Annotated in this window: 16 protein-coding genes; 5 read left to right on the top strand and 11 right to left on the bottom strand. The window is 42.8% G+C overall.

Annotated elements, in window-relative coordinates; genetic code table 11:
* Positions 1 to 2 precede the first annotated feature (2 nt).
* The 4 genes from AWH66_RS15340 (at position 3) to AWH66_RS15325 (ending at position 3,215) form a co-directional block, all read left to right on the top strand.
* Complete coding sequence (locus AWH66_RS15340; RefSeq protein WP_038230203.1) at positions 3 to 659, top strand: response regulator transcription factor; 657 nt, start codon at positions 3 to 5, stop codon at positions 657 to 659.
* Positions 652 to 2,013, top strand: a complete 1,362-nt coding sequence (locus tag AWH66_RS15335; RefSeq protein WP_063606199.1) for an ATP-binding protein — start codon at positions 652 to 654, stop codon at positions 2,011 to 2,013. Before AWH66_RS15340 ends, AWH66_RS15335 begins: the two co-directional genes overlap by 8 nt.
* 167 nt (positions 2,014 to 2,180) lie before the next feature.
* Positions 2,181 to 2,459, top strand: a complete 279-nt coding sequence (gene rplY / locus AWH66_RS15330) for a 50S ribosomal protein L25 (RefSeq protein WP_006071740.1) — start codon at positions 2,181 to 2,183, stop codon at positions 2,457 to 2,459.
* A 480-nt stretch (positions 2,460 to 2,939) separates the two neighbouring features.
* On the top strand, positions 2,940 to 3,215 hold the full coding sequence (locus tag AWH66_RS15325) for a hypothetical protein (protein ID WP_063606198.1): 276 nt from the start codon (positions 2,940 to 2,942) through the stop codon (positions 3,213 to 3,215).
* A 409-nt stretch (positions 3,216 to 3,624) separates the two neighbouring features.
* Here the strand turns inward: AWH66_RS15325 and AWH66_RS15320 are convergent, their stop codons facing one another.
* The 4 genes from AWH66_RS15320 to AWH66_RS15305 are packed head-to-tail and all read right to left on the bottom strand — an operon-like array spanning position 3,625 to position 6,596.
* Entirely contained in the window at positions 3,625 to 3,924 is a 300-nt protein-coding gene (locus AWH66_RS15320; protein ID WP_063606197.1) for a hypothetical protein, read from the bottom strand.
* A 14-nt stretch (positions 3,925 to 3,938) separates the two neighbouring features.
* On the bottom strand, positions 3,939 to 5,057 hold the full coding sequence (locus tag AWH66_RS15315) for an HlyD family secretion protein (protein WP_063606196.1): 1,119 nt from the start codon (positions 5,055 to 5,057) through the stop codon (positions 3,939 to 3,941).
* Positions 5,058 to 5,059: 2 nt separating this feature from the next.
* On the bottom strand, positions 5,060 to 5,383 hold the full coding sequence (locus AWH66_RS15310) for a DUF3302 domain-containing protein (protein ID WP_063606195.1): 324 nt from the start codon (positions 5,381 to 5,383) through the stop codon (positions 5,060 to 5,062).
* A gap of 34 nt (positions 5,384 to 5,417) precedes the next feature.
* Complete coding sequence (locus AWH66_RS15305; RefSeq protein ID WP_063606194.1) at positions 5,418 to 6,596, bottom strand: OmpP1/FadL family transporter; 1,179 nt, start codon at positions 6,594 to 6,596, stop codon at positions 5,418 to 5,420.
* A gap of 433 nt (positions 6,597 to 7,029) precedes the next feature.
* Here AWH66_RS15305 and AWH66_RS15300 point away from each other — a divergent pair, with 433 nt between their 5' ends.
* A complete protein-coding gene (locus tag AWH66_RS15300) occupies positions 7,030 to 7,356 on the top strand; it encodes a hypothetical protein (RefSeq protein WP_063606193.1) in 327 nt (108 codons plus the stop codon).
* 172 nt (positions 7,357 to 7,528) lie between these two features.
* On the opposite strand, the gene AWH66_RS15295 is transcribed toward AWH66_RS15300, so the two are convergent.
* The 7 genes from AWH66_RS15295 to AWH66_RS15260 all read right to left on the bottom strand — a co-directional run bounded on the left by AWH66_RS15295 (position 7,529) and on the right by AWH66_RS15260 (position 16,747).
* Positions 7,529 to 8,695 carry a BamA/TamA family outer membrane protein gene (locus tag AWH66_RS15295; protein WP_063606192.1) on the bottom strand — a complete coding sequence of 389 codons (1,167 nt, stop codon included), beginning with the start codon at positions 8,693 to 8,695 and terminating at the stop codon, positions 7,529 to 7,531.
* Between the two features lie 490 nt (positions 8,696 to 9,185).
* Positions 9,186 to 11,633, bottom strand: coding sequence for a fused MFS/spermidine synthase (locus AWH66_RS15285; protein WP_063606190.1), 2,448 nt, complete (start codon positions 11,631 to 11,633; stop codon positions 9,186 to 9,188).
* 40 nt (positions 11,634 to 11,673) lie between these two features.
* Positions 11,674 to 12,717 carry a BatD family protein gene (locus tag AWH66_RS15280; protein ID WP_167360962.1) on the bottom strand — a complete coding sequence of 348 codons (1,044 nt, stop codon included), beginning with the start codon at positions 12,715 to 12,717 and terminating at the stop codon, positions 11,674 to 11,676.
* A 64-nt stretch (positions 12,718 to 12,781) separates the two neighbouring features.
* Positions 12,782 to 14,320, bottom strand: a complete 1,539-nt coding sequence (locus AWH66_RS15275; RefSeq protein ID WP_063606188.1) for a vWA domain-containing protein — start codon at positions 14,318 to 14,320, stop codon at positions 12,782 to 12,784.
* Positions 14,320 to 15,297: a VWA domain-containing protein gene (locus tag AWH66_RS15270; RefSeq protein WP_063606187.1), complete on the bottom strand. Its 978-nt coding sequence runs from the start codon at positions 15,295 to 15,297 to the stop codon at positions 14,320 to 14,322. The genes AWH66_RS15275 and AWH66_RS15270 overlap by 1 nt, the downstream gene beginning before the upstream one ends.
* Positions 15,294 to 15,815, bottom strand: coding sequence for a DUF4381 domain-containing protein (locus tag AWH66_RS15265; RefSeq protein ID WP_063606186.1), 522 nt, complete (start codon positions 15,813 to 15,815; stop codon positions 15,294 to 15,296). Before AWH66_RS15265 ends, AWH66_RS15270 begins: the two co-directional genes overlap by 4 nt.
* Complete coding sequence (locus tag AWH66_RS15260) at positions 15,815 to 16,747, bottom strand: DUF58 domain-containing protein (RefSeq protein WP_063606185.1); 933 nt, start codon at positions 16,745 to 16,747, stop codon at positions 15,815 to 15,817. Before AWH66_RS15260 ends, AWH66_RS15265 begins: the two co-directional genes overlap by 1 nt.

Below are 16,747 nucleotides of genomic sequence, written 5' to 3'. Positions count from 1 at the left end.
TAATGAAAATTCTTGTCGTGGAAGATGACCCAAGACTGGGTGAACAAATATTAGAAACTCTAGAAAGTGCAGGTTGGGTGCCAGAACTTGCCCAAGACGGCATCGATGCGCTTTACCGCGCTACGTCAGAAGAGTGGGATGCCATTGTTCTAGACTTAGGACTTCCTAAAATTGATGGTTTGACGGTACTTAAAGGCATTCGAGACGAGAACATTAATACACCTGTCGTCATTCTCAGCGCACGTGACACCTTAAGTCAACGTGTCGAAGGCCTTAATGCTGGTGCAGATGATTACCTGACCAAGCCATTTGAGATGATTGAACTTATTGCACGTATCCGAGCGCAGCTACGACGCGCTTCAGGTAACGCCTCCCCGTTGATGCAAGTCGGTGACTTAAGTCTAGACACACGAACTTCAAAAGTAATGTGGCAAGGTAACGCTGTAAGCTTAACCGCACTGGAATATAAGGTCGTTGCTTACTTTATGCATAATGCCGACAAAGTCATTTCTCGCACTGAGTTAGTCGAGCATATCTATAAACAAGACTTTGATAGAGACTCCAACACCATTGAAGTGTTTATCGGTAGAATCCGTAAAAAGATCGCTCCTAAAATCATCAAAACCGTACGTGGTTTAGGGTATCAACTTAATGCCTGATATTAGCGCGACTCGGCTCAAAACAGAGTTCAAGCGACTCAGTCTGAAAACGCGATTATTACTGGCAGCCACCTTGTGGTTGTCAGCCATGATGATCGCCGCCGGTATTCTCATTCCCGGTCTAGTCCGTGATTACCTTAGTCAAGACTTAGAAACTAAGCTTGGACTGACTATGGATGAAATCGCCGCTAATCTAGAAGTGAATAAACAAGGACAACTGGTTCTACAAACTCGTCTTTCAGACCCACGCTTTAATCAGCCATACAGTGGTATGTACTGGAGCGTCGACAGTGGTTCAGACAAACTACGCTCTCGCTCCTTATGGGACCGCACCATTCGAATAAAGAATGAGAAACACAAAGCGACTTACTTCGGTGCCAAAGACGAGAAACTTATTGCCATAAAGCGAACAGTCTTCTTACCCGACATAAGTGACGGCGTCACAATAATTATTGGCCAAGATGAAGATCGTATCGATGACACCCTAAATTTGCTGACAGGCCAACTTTGGTTGATCCTAGGTGTTCTTTCCATTGGTATTCTGACTTTAGTGGTGGTTCAAGTCAGCTGGTCACTCAGACCTTTAGGGAAGATGCAGAAAGAACTGAAACTATTAAAAACGGGTGAGCAACAAACACTCGACGAACAATATCCAAAAGAAATTGCGCCACTCGTAAGCGACCTCAATGCCCTATTGTTCCACTATCAAGAGTTATTAGCGCGCGCACGTAATCACGCAGGTAACCTATCGCACGCACTCAAAACACCGCTCTCCGTGTTAAAGAATGAGTTACACCAACTTTCAGAGCAAGACCGACAGAGGCTGCAACCCTCGATAGAGCAAATTCAAGCACATATCGATTACCATTTGGGTCGAACTCGAATGGCAGGCGCAATGAATATTCTCTCAGTTAAGTCGTCACCGAGTGAACGCGTCGATGCTATTTCACTGGCTTTCGATAAGGTTTACGCTCAGCGCGATATCGCTTTGGTGAGCGAACTGGATACCGATCAATACGTCGCTGTAGAAAAAGCGGACCTCGACGAGATGCTTGGTAACCTGCTGGAAAATGCCTACAAATGGGGTAACAGCTTCATCCGCGTATATTCCGAACTGCTCGATAATCACGAGATCGCTATCATCGTCGAAGACGATGGTCCTGGTATCCCCCAAGAAAAGTTAAAGGAAGTGCTGAAACGTGGAGTTCGCCTTGATGAAACGACCCCCGGCACCGGTTTAGGGCTCAATATAGTCAATGAGATGGCGCATAGCTATCGAGGTGATTTAGCTTTGGAATCGAGCAAATTGGGCGGTTTACGAGCAGTCCTTAAACTGCAGCGTGCAAAAGAGTAAAAATTGTAACGTTATAAGCGATTTGCTATTGCTCAGCCTAGATTTGAATGTTAGTATCCGCGCTCGTTTTGAATGTATCGATTCGATACTTCGGAACGACTATAGTTTTGACTAGGTCGCTACGTCAAAACAGTTACTTTAATTTTACTATTTTGAGAGTAAATACTATGAAATTCGAAGCAGTAGTACGTACTGAACTAGGTAAGGGTGCGAGCCGCCGCCTACGTCACGCTGGCCAATTCCCAGCAATCGTTTACGGTGGTGAAGCAGCACCTGTTTCTATCGCTCTAAACCACGATGACGTGATCAACCAAATGGACAAGCCAGCATTCTACGAAGGCATCACTCTAGTGATCGACGGCGCAGAAGTTAAGGTTAAGCCACAAGACGTTCAACGTCACGCGTTCAAGCCAAAAGTTGAGCACATGGACTTCATCCGTATCTAATTCCCCACCAAGGAATTATTCGGATTAAATCCAAACCTTTTGCATAAAAAAGATTCTCGGCTTTACCAACCAAGAATTCTTGAAAAATTCGAAACCCCGATGCTACCAACATCGGGGTTTCAGCGTTTTTGAGAGTTTAAACAGACTCATATCAAAGCTGGTAGGTGCTCAGCAATCAAATTAACCATACCTTTAAGTGCTTTTTGCAACTCTACTTACGTAAACTATTTAGTGTTCTTGGAGACAATCGGTCGCAACCTTCTTCCTCCACCTTCAAGATGGGTTTCATATTTAAGTACAATAAACATCAATAAGAACGTTGAGATTAGATTATTACATTTAGATCAATACATTATACTCTAGAAAATTCTTTAGCACTTAATTGCAGCTTTTATCTACCTATGTCATTCAATAAGTTTGGTACCTCATTATTTATAGACTATCTTATATAAGAAATTAGATTGTTGAGAGGTGAAAATCATGTCAGATAAAATGCAAAAAACCAAACACTCTACCGAAGAAAAGATGCAGCATAAGTATGGCACTGAAACGGAACACAAACATAACAAAGATCATTTAGAGTTTCACGATAAAGAGAAGAGTCATCCTCATAACAAACATGGTGGTAGCAATGATGGCCATAAGCACTCTGTAAACCACCACCCAGATGGACACCATGACAAACATCATCATGACAAAAAACATGACCACAAACACTCCTCCAGAAACCACCACAAAACTGGAAGTGAAGAATAATATCATGATTTTCAAACAGTAAAATAGTCACATTTGAACTTTGATAGGAGAGAAAACTGTTCGAATAGTCGCTTATTATACTGCCTAACCAAATTAGTATTTAGTAGATTGCTTTTCTTCTGGCTTCAATGGACTAGTTATTATTAATAGTTATCTTTTAGCAGTTATATTTTTAGTAGACATTAGTACAAGTCATTTGAAAAGCATTCATCCTACTATATAGAAATTCTCAATCGCTAGAAAAATATAATATACTTCCTTCTCCTCATTAATAATGATTATTAAATCATGCACTTAATAACCAGATGCTGTGTTTTTTATCGCTAGATATTGGAAGTAATTTTATCAGCTTGGTTAATATAAGCTGCTTAACTTCTAATATATTCTTCCATTTTCTAAGAAGTTAAACTCATAGTCTGAGCGTGCTATCAAGTACCGTACACCCTTCACCTTCATTACAATTGACTAGATAGACTTTTTTCTTGCCACAACCTTTAACACCTATTTGATACTGCGGCCTTTCAAAGCGATAAGCTTCGATACGCTTCTCTGAAATCAAGGTTGTAGATACATCCTTACAGTCGAATTCGAACTCGGCTTTACGCTTGGATGCCGCCTCTGCTTCGGCTTGATATTCAGCTAGATAGTCTTGCGTAGACTCACAGGCTACCAATACAAACGAAGCTACTATTATAATTATAGATTTCATAGTTTATCTTCCTGTTACCCCTCAAACAACCAATTTTGCCAGCTCTGCATTCTCAAAATAACCTTTCTCACAACTGAAAACATTTCCCATTCCGGTGAATATACCGCAACATGTGCATCTGTCCCCGCAGGTATGGGCTGGCCTTTTAATAACTCGGGCTCGTTAAGTTCAACACGCACTAATACGCGACCTCCGACTCTGGCTAGCGGGTCATTCAACACTCCTGAAGGAGCGACAGCACCTTCCTTAGTAATATCCAAGACACTCATTACCTTAGCCTTGTACGCGTGACCAGGAATGGTTTTGAATGTCACTTCTGCTTCATAACCTTTTTTTATGTAGCGAGCAGGATTCTGCTTAAATGCAGCGAAGATTACTTTGTCTTCTTTGTGAACAAACGTTAAGTTACCTTGGAAAGGCACAACACGGCTTTTCATACCTGGTCTCAAGGCCACTTGAGTGACAAACCCATCTGTTGGCGCTCTTACCACTGTGCTATCAAGATTGAACTGAGCTTTATCCAAGGCTGCTTGATAAAGAGAGTTGTTGGCATTTTGCTCATCAACTTGAGCGTCTAGGACATCAAGCTGAATGTGATTTTGGTTTTGAACGGCCGTAAGTTCGTTCACTGTATCGGTAAATTTATCCACTTGTTGCTGAGCACTGAAATCTTTCTTAGCAAGCTTATTGAAACGTGCCAATTCCTTTTTATTGAAGTCGATACTTGCCTGTGTTTTGGCGATAGCTTGTTCAACATTCGACTTTGACAAAGACAGTTGCGTAATCTTAGCGCTCACTCCGAGCAACTGAGCCTTAACCTTATCCACTTCTGCTTGGAATGGAACCGGATCAATTTTATAGAGCGGTTCCCCTTTTTTTAGCGGAGTGTTGCCCTTTATATATACTTCTTTCACTATACCTGACACTTGAGAAGTTATAGGAGTTGTTATGCTGTAAACGCCTGCGACACGGGCGACAGGTTGATACATAGCCATATATAAGAAAATCCACCCAACCAAAAACATCCCGATAACGCCGGCTGTGGTGATAGTCCATTTGTTTTTAGGAACTTTAAACACGCGAAACACAATGACACATAGTGCGACATAACTGAGCGTAATAAGCGTTTCCATAGCTACTCCCTGTCTTTATCCTGCATTTGCTTTTCTAGTTGGTTAAGGCGAGCCAACAACGCGTCATATCCTTCTTGCTCACGCTGTCCCGCCCAGTTTTGTTTCACAGGGTCATACATCATGGCCCATACCCATAAAATAGGCCAAAGCACATGGAGGAAAAACAAACTTATCCACCCCGCTACATGAATAGCATCTTGATGGGGATGTTGACGCTTAACCGCTATTTCATAGGGGATGTCATGAACGACTATTAAGCCATAGATAAAAATCAAAATGACTATAAACAAAATCGCCAGTGACGCATAATCTAAAATCAAATTCATCATTACCTCAGTAGAATATTATTGGTTTTCATCGCTAATAGTCGTAATCTAACTGCACAGCAAAAAACTGATTATTTTGCTCATACCTGCCCTGAACACCAATTAAGTTTTTACTTTGTTCGATGTTTCTCGAACCATAGTCGTTATATTGATAAGCCACATTAACGGCAAGAGCTGCATTAATTTGATAATTCAAACCAACGCCAACATTGAAGATATCGTTAACAGGTAAATCAGGGTACAGTTTAGTATCGTCCGACTGTGGGTTAGTCGCGTAGCTCGTCCCAAAGTCTAGGCGATAACGTTCGTTTATGTGGTACCTTCCACCTAGAGCAAACGTGTAAACATTGTCAAACTCTCGATTATAGACGCCCTTTGGTATACCAGAGTCTACTTCCACATAAGTAACGTTATAATCACCCCAAAACTCCATTCCCACACTCCAAGCTAAATCGAACTTGGCGGTTAACTGATGAAACCCTGACAAATCAAGCTGAGCTGCATTGGGAATGTTCAAGCCCACGCTCCCCGAAGACCCATTAATACGAGTGTAATCTCCAGCTAAATCGTGTTTAATCTCTGAGCGATAAGCAAATCCGAATTGATCTTTCTCAGTAGGTTTAAATAAAAGCCCAGCATTAAATCCTGCATTCCAATCATCGGCGGAAATATTGATACGCTTGTTTAATACGTGCTCTTCTACCGTCATATATTCCACAGCTATACCAAGACCTACCGCCCATTGAGATGAAATTCGATAGGAAAATGAAGGATTCAGTTGCACAGACGTTAGGCTCACGTCGTTAAGCTGAGCACTCCCTTCCCAATTTGTTCCATAGTCCAACGATGCACCACCTGGGGCGGTAAGAGAAAATCCGATAGCTGTACCTTGTTGCAGTTGCTTAACAATGAAGAAATTACCATTGGGCATCACTGACCCTGAATCGGGAGCATTGCCAATCCCAGATTGTGAATAATAGTCCGCATCGTAAGCCATTACACCAAGAGAGGCGCTCAACGCATCTTTGCCTAATACGCTCATTCCTGCAGGGTTGGTATAAGCAATTGTCGCATTATCCGCAATCGCAGCACTCCCTGCTCCTGAGAGCGCCAAATTTCCATCACTTAATGCAGGGACGAGGATTACTGCTGATTTAGACGTCGCAGTTAAAACTAGTCCTGTCAGAGCCAAGCTAATTTGCTTCACCTTCATAAGCACATCCATATGAATCGTTGTAACTCTAAACTAGTAGAGATCTTCACGATCTCAACTCATAACTTCAATATCGTAGATATTTGCTCTACTTGGGCACTGTCCATGTCTTAGGAATAATATTATTGCTTAATATGATTAACACCCTAGCAGGGGTTTTACTCACTTGGCCACTCCTCAAAAGAGATGGAGGTAAATCAATTCAATATGGCATTTCAAATAACAATAAAAATTAAGTAGCCAGATTTTCACTAGCACCTATACTCACTTTGTCTATGATTTTATTTCAGTCAAAACGCAGCAAACAATTAGCAATGAGAGGTTTTACATGTATAAATCTAATCTTATGTACTTAACTTGTTTATCACTATCCTTATTATCAACAGCATGCACAACAGGGCAGTCTGCAGACGAGAAAACAATGGACTCATCTATGAGTTCGCTACAACAGGAAACATTAGTCGTCAACGACTTTGGTTATGAGATTCAAACAGGTGATGACATTAGAACGCAGTTTGATGCCTACCTAACGCCTGTATACAGAGAAACATACATTACCTCGGAACAAGCAAAAAAGATGAATCTAAAACCAGGCTATACATTTCATGTATATGATTTTCAATCCGTTGATAAGTTAGACAAAAAAATCGCTGACAAAGTAAAAAAAGACAAACCCATTTATTTTACGGTTGACTACTATAAAAATGTTGTCGGTGATGATGACCATACAGAATATAACGCAAAAGTGACATTTTATTAGAGCAGTTATTATTGCTAGAATTTATGCAACATTAGTTATAGGTATTTCTTTTTAGCCAATATTGAAGGTACCTATAACCTCTCTCAGATATATTCACCTACACTATTGTCATGTAAATGACGGATATCGTTGAGTGCTGTTCAATTTTGGATTGTTGACCCTAATTCAACATCTAAAACCCAGTCCCTACTTGAAAATAGATTGCATTGTCATCTCTACTGGTAGCAATATCAACCCCCGAATGCAAGCCATATCGCCTTGCTATCAGGTATCGAAAACCAACCCCGTAAGCATATTGAATTTCATCAGAAAAGAGCCCACTGGTTGATGATGCCGCCGCTCCCCCTCCTCCAAAGGTAAGTAACGACCAACGAGGTGTCATTTTCCAAGTTAACTGAGCCTCGACGCTTGCCGTGACATTGCCTTGATATCGATTACGAGGGATCCCTCTTAAATCAATGAATGGGTATGCTGGAGGCGGTAAGAAACGCTCATCAGTGAATACTTCATTAAACAGACCTTTAAACCCTAAATTAAAAGAATCTCCCAAAGGGAAGTAGTGTATTCCACTTGCGGCTAGAAGGTTGAAGTCATAATCACTACCCACTACGCCATTAAACATCGTATATTCAAGAGTATAGTCTCCCCCTTCTGTTGGATAAAGAAAAGCATTCTTTGTATCATAATCTAAAATCAATCCGAGCCCCGACACAAAAGGCGATGTATTGACCCATCGTTTAAGAATATCTGAGGCGCGATTTGGCTCACCCACTTTGAATGTGGGGCTGAAAAGCCGCTGCGCAGCACCAATGAATAAGGGAGAGTCACTGACTCTAAACTGCAATTTTTGCATCACACCATACCCCTGCATCTCCAATTCAACGCCTTGTGCGTTACTTTGAGAAAAAGGAGCATAAAAGTTCATATAGACATCCCCATAAAACAACGCGCCCTGGTAACGAATAGAGTCTTTCCCCCAAGTATGACGGTGAGCCAGCATGCCCGCTTTTGTTCCATTATCGGTAGCGATAGCGCCCACCAAGGTTATTGCAGGGGTCAACAGTTTAGCTCCACCATCAACCGATTTTAGCGCTAACGCTTTACGTTTTTCTTTGGCCTCTTCTGATTCATGAAGAAAAAGTCCTACGACACCACCGCCATAACCAACCGCAGGCTCAGTGATCAAAACAGGAACAGGAAGAAACCCATACGCGTTTTCTGCAAGATAGTCACCGACATCAAATTTTCCATCAATAGGATCGACGAAAGAGGCCGCCCATGTATAGGATGAAAAAGTACACACCATTACCACTATTAGTTTGTAAAAACGATATCGCATTGTCGAAAATCCTTTCGTTACGATTATGTTTAGAAACGAAGTGAGATAGCTAACTACTGCACCATCGTTACAGGTCTTAGCATCAAGTGGTGGATTAATTTAAATGCCTAAGAATGCAATCATGATAAGGACTGTTTTCATGCTTACAGAGCTCCACCCACCTCTGTGGCCAAAACACACGAGTCGTTTGATTAATCTCAATACACTCCATTGAGATGTTTTGAAACACTAAGCTAGCTCCAACCTCAAACGAGTCTTGACTATTTAAATAGCATCTTTGTTGCAATTGACCTGACTCAGCTAGCTGATAAACCCAGTTCTTTTCTCTAGGTAGATTAAATGCCTCAAAAAAGCCCCGATTCACCTCAAGCGTCGTCTTTTTTTCGAGTTCCGTCGCCTTTTGTTCATCAGGCACTGCGGAAGATAGACATGACCAAAGGGTCACTAACGCCACCACTATCGTGTTATAAATGTTCAAACGTTGGCGCTCCTAGCTATCTGGTTTAAACCAAATGAAATATTCGTTATTTGGATCTTGCTTCAATACCCAATTCATATACTCTAACCAGATATCGGGCTGTTTTTCATAAGCCGCCATTGTCGCAATATAAAAGGCCACTAATTTATCTTGCTCCAGTTTGGCCTGAGCGGCTCGTTCCTCTTTAACCGTTGGCACTAGGGTAAACAAATTAATCAATTCAGGCATAACTTCTGTAATAACAAGCTCATTTGTCCACTCGTCAAACTCCAATAATGGGTAGTCATCCGTAATTAGCGGTGTATCAGTGTGCACGAACTGTTCAAGTTCCTTTCGGCTTCCCACATAGGTCGCTAAAAGAGACTCGTAACTACTGACGCCCACCTCTAACAAAGAAGCTTCAATTTTAGGGTTAGAGGAGAAAAAGTTTGAGGCTTGATCAAAAGAGAGGGTTTGAGGTTCGTCGGAGCCAACCAACAACATTTCATGAACCTCAGTACTCCACAGCGTGACATATTTAAAGTTGTTAAGCATAGTTGCGACAATTGACCTTGACGCTTCAACACTTTGTGTAGCGATAGGCCACCACTGTGCCAACACTCCAGAGTCGGATAGACGCTTTTTCGCCAGTTTATAAAAATCATCTGAGTACAGGTTAGACACTCCCGATGCGGTGGGTGGTGGTGGCTCCAATGTAATGAGGTCGTATTCAGCGCCGCTCCGACTTAACTGGTGTCGCCCATCCCCAATAAACACATCGATGTCCGATGGCTGATTTGTTGCTAAGTAGTTTCCTTTGAACAAACGAGTCGCATCTTGGACTTCTGGCAACAATTCAAAAACGTGTCTTACTTCTAGGGACTCTATATTGGTTAATGCACCAGCGGTAATACCTGTCCCTAAGCCTATCACCAACGCTTTTCTTGGCGGCTGAGGTGCGACTAAGGCAGGGATGTAACTTTGAAGCCGCATGTACCGTAGTGAAGCCATGACATCGCCTGTATTCGATACACCTTGGATGTAAAGACGACGAAACTTGCGCTTTCCTTCACCCTGTTCAATCACGGCGACGGTGTTTCCTATCCCCTCTTCAAACCACAGGAGATTTCCACCTTCCTTCGCCACAAGCATTTCTGATAGACGATTCTTAGGAAGCACAACGGTGACAACAACAAGGAGTGCACATGTCGTCATAACTAATAAACGATGTTGAGAAAAATAGGTGGCACAAACCACCACCAATAGGATAAGCCCACTTAAGACTTTAACTGTATTTATCGCCCCAATTAAAGGCACCAACCAAAATCCAACCACAAAGGTCGCAATTACCCCCGCAATAGTATTGAAACCAAGTAATTCACCTGAAAAGCGTGCTTGTGACTGCTCATTTTGCTGAACTTTCAACGCTAGAACAAAAACACACCCAAAGAAAAAAGCGCCAAAAAACACAAAGAAAAACGCAATGAAGATAAATGATATGGCATTCGACGCCATTGCCTGTCCAACACTTTCAAAAACGAAGGATTTTAGTGACAATTGCGCCATCCATACTGACTCATTAATAAGTAAGTACGGGAGAATCGTGGCTATCATAGCGCTCAGCATCACAAATAGTAACGCAGCATAACTTTTCTCTGACGACAGTTTCAGTCGGTTAGCAGTGAAGTTTCCTGCCATTAAGCCCAATAGCAAAACACTCAATATCGTGGCATAAGCAAACGCGCGGGTGTTCATATATTGAACCACAGTTTGTATCCATATGATTTCCATTCCGATAGCAACAAACCCTGACGTCGCATAGAGTGCTATTAGTGTTTTTCTATACACAATATGCCCCTGCTTATCAGCAGAAGTATCTGCGACTGATGCACGCGTCTGAGTGATAAAGAAGTAGGAGGTCATTGCCAACATTAAGTTGACTGCAACAACAAGCCAAATGGAATGAATTATTCCAAACAATGGCATCAGTATGGTCGGGGCGCTAAGTGCACCAATGACGGCACCTAGGATGTTCATGCCATACAAAGTACCTGCAATCGTCTTCTTTAGCTCTATCTCTAACCAACGAATTAACAGTAAAAGCGTGCCGCCCATAAAAAAAGGTGGGACCGCCAACAGCAATGAATAAACCAGAAGTGCCTTATCACCCATTATGGCTTCAAGAGACAGGTAGGGGTCGATGCCCAAATACAACACACTACTTACAATTAGCGCGCTCAGAGCAACGCATGCCTCAAGGGAGGCATACGCAAGTGTTAAGTTCGTAATTCGATTGACATACCGAGAAAAGCACAAAGAACCAAGGCCGACCCCTAATAAGAAACCACCGATGACAATACTCGTGGCATACACATCAATTCCAATTACCAGTGCCAACTGCTTATACCAAAGGGTCTGAAAAGCTAAAGAGCAAAACCCTGATACCGCGGCAAATACACTACCCACTACTATTGGCTTCATACTAGAATCATCCTGATCACTTATTATCTGTTTGTTATTGTTATCTATTTTTAAGTTTAGAGCAGGTAAAGAAAAACGCCACCCGTTCTTTGGTTTTCACTCTCTGATTGTCACTGAAAGCGTGCTCCATCACCTTCTTTCTCAGCGCATCATTACTACACACTTCCGTATATAAATTAATATTCTTAGTGTGACGAGTTTTATGGTGATACAACAGACTCAACCATCCCAGGCCGCCGCTAAATAAATAACGAACGACATTCCTTACTATGGTAATAACAGCTTTGTGGTAATGATAGCCCACAAGGATAATAGCAGTGACGGCAATGAGGATGGCCCAGTGATTCAGTAGAAATTGCTGTAGACTAAAACCAGCATCCACTTGCAGTGGCTTAAACTGATAGCTTTCCAGTTCCTGTGTGGAAGGCTTCCACCATCTCAGCGTTTCTCCTCCCAAGTGGTAGCGACCACTTTCTTTGATGGTGTACGTTAAAGTCTGCTGCAGCTCTGCAAAGTTATCATTACGACTGTTCACATCCTGCAATTGAGGACTGCCTATTTGAACGGTGTAATGAACGCTCTTATTAGGGACAAAGTCGGGAAATATGAGACTCGTACTGTCTTCAGCACGTATGACTATCTTTCTTGTTACAATATCGCCAACCTTATAATTTGGCTTTTGACCACCCCAAGTCTCATTGACATCCACGTTGTCCGACACCAAAATATCCCCCAATTGTTGGGTTTCAGTGGGCTGTGACACGACTAACGTAAAAGCTTGCGTTTCAAGTTTACTATCCTTGCCCTCGACTTGAGTGGTGATGCTCAGTGATGGGATGGTCAACACGCCAACGTGAGTTGGATAGATATCGACAGTAAACGTTTGACTAACGTACTTAACACCTTGGTAATCGGTGAACGACGACACCACGTCTTTATCTTGCTGTAACACAAGCGCATGATTAATTGCGGGAAGCCTATATACAGGCCCGTTCGTGAAATACGAATCCGTTAGTACACTCACGGACATAGCGACCCGTTGATTGACCGCAACCATCTCCTTGTTATCTAAATGAGTCAACACCAATGTACTTGACTGCCCCAGCGATGAAAAAAAGAACAGCAACAGGCACAACCGCATCTTTACTTTATTCACTGGACTTTCCTCGGTTAAATTCGTTTAAAAACTTTCTTCGAATAAAGTCTTCAGGATCTTTGCTGACGTCTCTCAACCATTTGTCGGTGGCCGCTTTATTCGCCAACACATCCTGCGCTTTGAGTGAAGACACGGGGCGAACCCCTATGACCGTCTGTTTCTTGCCATTTGCAATTTCATCTTCATCAGGAGGCGGCTTGGATTCATTTTGTTGTGGGGGACGACTATCATCATAAGACTGACTGAGGCGATCAATTTTCTTGATAATACCCTCGACTATTTTAAGGTTATGTTGAGCCTCTTTATTGTTCGGCTCTATGGCTAACACCGCTTGATAATAACTCTGTGCTTTCTTATATATGCCTCTCTGAGCCAAAGCGTTCGCCGCATTGTAAGTACCCTCTACCGAACCCACATTGACAAAGCGCTTTTCTGCACATTGGAATTTTTCTTGGTAATAACAACTGACCGCTCGCCACTCTTCATTTGCAAAAAGGGATTCTGCACTTTTGTAATCCCCCAAGTACATATAAATCATGGCCTGCTGGTCTTTAGTTAAAAATACGTCTTTTATGTTAGCTTCAACATACGGTGTCCAAAGAAAGGGAACCACAAAAAACCACGAGAACCTTAATGCCCACCCTTTTCGAAACCACAATGCGCTCAAAGCAACAATGAACACCAATAGCCAGTGTGATTCATCCGCCAACCCTTCTGACAAAGAATGACCTTTCGTTATAAGTTCAAACAGGCTGGCCCTGAGCGTTAGAATGTCAAAGTTTGACGAACCTCCATCATAACGGTTAGAAGAGAGCGTCTTAGCGACTTGCTCTCCCAGAGGGCCAAAATAGATCACATGGCTTGTCATTTTTTGCTGATTTAAATAAGTCTTCAGCGCTTTTGGATCGTCTAGGCCGCCGTCGGTCAAAAATAGCATATCGATAGACTCAGAGCCTTTAGGCAGTGTTGTTGACATCAGCCTTTCCAAAGATGTGACATCCCCCCCATTTAACGGCATAACTGATGGAGACAAATAAGACAGGTAAAGTAAGTCCATCTTTGCATCGTCGGTGAAGGGCACCAGTTGATGTGAGGATCCTGAAAATGCCACAATACTGACAGGTCTTGAGACACCTGATTGCAATAACTGCTCAAGCAGCAATTTTGCTTTATCCAGACGTGAAGGCTGCACGTCCGTTTTTCGCATACTGTTAGACACATCAAGAACAATATACAGGGGCGAATTCGGATAATAAGTTGAGGATTTTGGCGCCCAAACAGGTCGAGCAAGTACGAATGCCAACAAAAGCATCACTACCAAGACCACAAAGGAGGGCGTCAACATTGAAGTTCGCCTTGAAGCCTTAACAGTCAGTAGCTTCAGTAAATGCGGAGCAATAGCGTTACTTTTTTCACGTCCAACGCGTGCCCGCCAAAACAAATAGCAAGCCAGTAGCGCTATCGGGATAAGGAACCACAAGAACGCAGGCGAAAGAAAGTAAATTGTGGTGCCAAAAAGTGTTAACGCCATTATGGTTTTCTCCATGCACTTACAATCAAATACACCCACATCAACAAGTTAAAGCTCATCACCAAGGTCAAAATATAGGGATACAAATAAAGGTAGTTTGGTGTGGTAGAAATTTGAAATTGACTTGGTGCGATGCTGTTGATTTGAGATAAAACATTCGACAGAGCATCGTTATCCTCGGCCTTAAATGCGCTTCCTTGTGTCACGCTTGCGACAGACTGTAGCGTTTTAAAATCCACTCTATCTTGGCCTTGCTGTTGTTCAACATTGCCAATAGCCAACGTATAGATTTTTATCCCTCTACTTTTTGCCACTTTAGCAGCTTCTGCTGGCGGCAGTACGCTGGCGTTATCACTGCCATCGGTCACCAAAAGCAGCGCCTTTTCTTGTACTTTCGAATGTTCAAATGCTTTGATAGACAGTCCTATGGCATCTCCAATCGCCGTTGCAGAGCCTGCTATCTCAACGTCCATACTGTCAAGGATTTCGCGCCAAGAGTTTAGCTGGTCAGTAAACGGCACCATCAGATATGCGCCACTACCAAATACAATGAGCCCTAATCGGTCCCCTTCTCGTTGCTTAGAAAAACTATCCATCAAGGACTTTAATCCCTCCCACCGAGACACCAGTTTACTAGGGGCTAGCTCAAAGTCTTTTTTGTTCATTGACTTTGACATGTCTATCGCCACCATTAAGTCTCGCCCTGACTTCTTCTCGGTGGTCGGCTTGCCCACTAACACAGGCTCAGAAACACAAAGAACAAGCAACGCCCAGGTTAACAACAACGACCATTTTTGAAGACGCTTTCTTTTGTCAACTTTGGCGATACTGGAGCCTTTACCACCATTAATCTTGATGACCTGTTCATAGAACGGCGCTTTTATGACGGAGCGGCTTCGGCGATAAGGAGGAATAAAGTAGTACACCGCAACGGGCAGAAAAAACAGCATCAACCACCAGGGTTGCAATAACATCATGAGCCTTTCTCCTCACGATGGTGCTTCACCCACTGGATGGCCACTAATCGACATTCTTGCCGTATTTCTATATCACCACGGTTCAACGACACACCCGCATATTGCTCTCGCTCTAAAAACTGGACCATTTCCGCTGTGAACTTCGCTTTATTTGAGTTCATTGTTTGGTTTAAGAATTGCCGCCAAGCTTCACCATATAAAGCCCCTCTGGCGCGTTTAGGAAAGGCACTGATGGCTGTCTGTTTCAGGATGTGGTTGAGCTGTCCATTCATAGATTCATCATTAATGTGTTTCAGCTGAAACAGAGCGGCTCTTCGATACGCATTTCGTTTCCAAGCTTTGTAACATCGAACTATCACAAAGCACGTTATCAACACAAAACCCAGCACTAACAGCTTAGCCCCTATGGTTTGCGGCGCTAAACTCACCACGTCGGGCAAGACAATAGTGTTAAATCCTTCAGATTTGAGTAGATAGTTTCCAAAATTCTCTGGTTGAGGTACATCCAATGTCACCATCACGCTTTCCCTGTTATAAGTTTTGAAAGCTGCTTATAGGGCTCGTCGATCGTATCCAACATAGCAAACGAGAGCCCACTTCCACTTAATAGCTTTTGGATCTGTTCTATTTTTGCTTCGTTTTCTTTGCGAAATGACTCCATTGCTTTTTTTGACGTTGACAACGACACTTGAGTAATACCATCACTGATCGCCAAGTCAGTTGCTTGGCTGTAGTCAATCTCTAACGGATCATACACGAGGGAAAAGAGGACATTGTGTTTATGAGTGAGCAGCTTCAGCGTATCGAGCATGGCAAGGTCGATGCCTTCTAGATCGCTAATCACCACCAAAGTTCCATTGCTACCTAGCAGGCGAGTCGCGTCACTCACGACCTGTTTGAAGCGCTGATTCGCATCGGCTTTCTCAATCGAGTTGGCGTTGTTAACGTCAAGCAAAGCTTGGTTAGATTTGACTATCACATCGAGATAGCGAGTAAACGGTTTGACCCCTCGTTTAGGAGGCACAACATGATGCCCTTGCTTGTCGACTACGATGCCACCTACTCGCTCGCCCTGCTCTAAAAAATGAAAGCCGAGTAGCGCGGCTAAATGTGCCGCCACAACCGACTTGGTATAAACCTTGGAACCAAATAGCATGCCTTCATTTTGGTTGCAGAGGATGACGGTCGGTTTATCCGTTTCTTGTGTGAACACTTTGACAATTTGCTTACCTGAGCGAGACGAGGCTTTCCAATCAATATCTCTTGGATTATCTCCAAAACGAAACGGTCGCAGCTCATCGAAGTTATACCCTTGCCCCTTGAGTTTGGATTGAGCTCGCCCAGAGAACATTCCTCCACCTCTATAACGCTCATCAATCCTCAGTTTTTTACTTTTGTTTCTTAAGTGGCGTAAACTATCCAAAGTGATGTGCAAACGTTCATCCATCAT

This window comes from Vibrio barjaei (assembly GCF_001639065.2).
GTDB classification, from domain to species: Bacteria; Pseudomonadota; Gammaproteobacteria; order Enterobacterales; family Vibrionaceae; genus Vibrio; species Vibrio barjaei.
The sequence above is the reverse complement of the archived record's forward strand: the minus strand, read 5'-3'. Positions and strand labels throughout refer to the sequence as shown.